This window comes from Absiella sp. AM09-50 (assembly GCF_003433845.1).
Lineage (GTDB): Bacteria > Bacillota_I > Bacilli_A > Erysipelotrichales > Erysipelotrichaceae > Hoskinsella > Hoskinsella hominis.
The window spans coordinates 1-2021 of the sequence record NZ_QVFI01000063.1 but is presented as its reverse complement, the minus strand read 5'-3'; the positions used below and the strand labels follow the sequence as shown (position 1 = coordinate 2021).

Sequence of the window (2021 nt, the reverse complement as noted above, 5' to 3'; positions counted from 1 at the left end):
TAAACTGTACCCTGTAAAACGGACACTAGAAAAAAACCAATTGCTAGTACCTCGTTTTATGGGGTCTTTTTTTGATATACTATAATCAAGCTAAATGAAAGGAGTGAAACAATGGGTAAAAATTATTTTACAGCTGAACAAATTGAAAAACTAAGACATAATCCATATGTAAAAAATATTAGTGAGAAGTCCATTACTTATACAGAAGAATTCCGTGAACAGTTTTACATAAGATATCAAAGTGATCCATATCCTTCTAAAATTTTATTAGAGATGGGGCTAGATCCTGTCATATTAGGACCATCAAGAGTTCACAACATTACTAAACGAGTAAAGAATCAAGCGTCCAGATCAGCAGGATTCAAGGACACTCGTGAAGATTCATCAGGAAGACCCCGCCATAAAGAAAGGACACAAGATGAAGAAATTGCTTATCTAAAGCATTTAGTGGAATATCAAAATCAACAGATCAACGCACTAAAAAAAATAAATTTCATCGACAAGAAGGCGGAATGGAAACGACTCAAGAAAAATATAGATGTATCAAAGAAATAACAGAGAATGATAATAATCTCTTGAATATCACTTGGTTATGCGAAATAGCAGGTGTTTCAAGATCTGGGTATTATAGCTGGTTCAACAATAAAAATTCCAATATGAAACGTGAGAAACAAGATCAAGAAGATTTTGATTTGATATTAGAGGCTTATATGTATCGTGGGTACAATAAAGGAGCTAGATCTATTTATATGCGTCTACTACATAAAGGAATCGTCATGAATCTAAAGAAAATCCGGCGTTTAATGAAGAAATATGGTCTTAAATGTCCCATCCGAACAGCGAATCCTTATAGAAGGATGGTGAAAGCACTCAAGACCGATAGTATCGCAAAAAACGAGGTGAACAGGAATTTTCGACAAGAACCAAGGAAAGTAATTCTTACAGATATCACATATCTCTTCTATGGAACTGGTAAAAAAGCTTATCTATCGTGTATGAAAGATGGATATACAAAACAGATATTAGCATATGTAGTAAGCGGATCATTAGAAATAGATTTCGTACTTGAAACAGTCAAGCAGCTGATATCCAGGCATGGCAAAGAAATCAGTATGGTTAAAACAGAAGTATATTTGCATAGTGATCAAGGTTGTCACTATACAAGTATACAATTTAGGCAATTACTTAAAGATAAAAATTTAAGACAATCAATGTCAAGAAAAGGGAATTGCTGGGATAATGCACCACAAGAAAGTTTTTTTGGACATATGAAAGATGAAATAGATATAAGGAACTGTAATACTCTTGAAGAACTAAAAGCCATTATAGACGATTATATGGATTATTATAATAATGAACGCTATCAATGGGAACTTGCGAAATTATCACCAAATGAATATTATGAATACTGCGTGAATGGTATATATCCATTAAGTAAATATGGCACAGAAGCTTAAAAAGCATCTGTGCCATATTGTTTTCTAGAATAAACATAATCATTCAATCTTTCCTTCTTAAAATCATCAAATGATAAATCAGAAGGGAATAAATCATATTCAAATTGAATCAATTGTCTTGAAAGACTTTCACATTCGCATTCAAGCCAAAATGTATATTCTCTTGTAGTTATAAAATTTTTACCATCAAAACAATCTTGTTTATCTTTATTGAATAAACCACTAAGATCATTGATCACATGAACAAGCAGATCAACTAAGATAGGATTTTCAATAACAGAAGCTAACTGTTCACCATTCCAAAAATCATCATTAAACTTAGATAGTTCAACGCTGATAGAAAGTTGTGGTATGGATAGCCAATTAAAATGATTTCCTTTACCCACAAAACCTATTAGTTTATATCCATCACTAACAAGCAAAAACTCTTTCACTTCTACATTACCAATTGATTTTAATTCATAATCATACATATCCTTTACCTCCATAGCTAAAGGATAGTATATTTATTTTAAGATTTACACTGGTTTTTTTTTAATTGTCCTTGACAAAGGGTACACTTTA

3 protein-coding genes are annotated in these 2021 nt (G+C 31.8%); 2 read left to right on the top strand and 1 reads right to left on the bottom strand.

All coding sequences use genetic code 11. The features are described 5' to 3' along the window. Window positions 1-111 precede the first annotated feature (111 nt). Both DW114_RS21050 and DW114_RS21045 read left to right on the top strand, forming a co-directional pair. Window positions 112-555, top strand: coding sequence for an HTH domain-containing protein (locus tag DW114_RS21050; RefSeq protein WP_117456297.1), 444 nt, complete (start codon window positions 112-114; stop codon window positions 553-555). Beyond that, window positions 513-1457 carry an IS3 family transposase gene (locus tag DW114_RS21045; RefSeq protein ID WP_233511393.1) on the top strand — a complete coding sequence of 315 codons (945 nt, stop codon included), beginning with the start codon at window positions 513-515 and terminating at the stop codon, window positions 1455-1457. The genes DW114_RS21050 and DW114_RS21045 overlap by 43 nt, the downstream gene beginning before the upstream one ends. Here DW114_RS21045 and DW114_RS21040 read toward each other — a convergent pair. After that, complete coding sequence (locus DW114_RS21040) at window positions 1454-1930, bottom strand: hypothetical protein (protein ID WP_117456293.1); 477 nt, start codon at window positions 1928-1930, stop codon at window positions 1454-1456. The two genes, DW114_RS21045 and DW114_RS21040, sit on opposite strands and share 4 nt — an antisense overlap. Window positions 1931-2021: the final 91 nt, after the last annotated feature.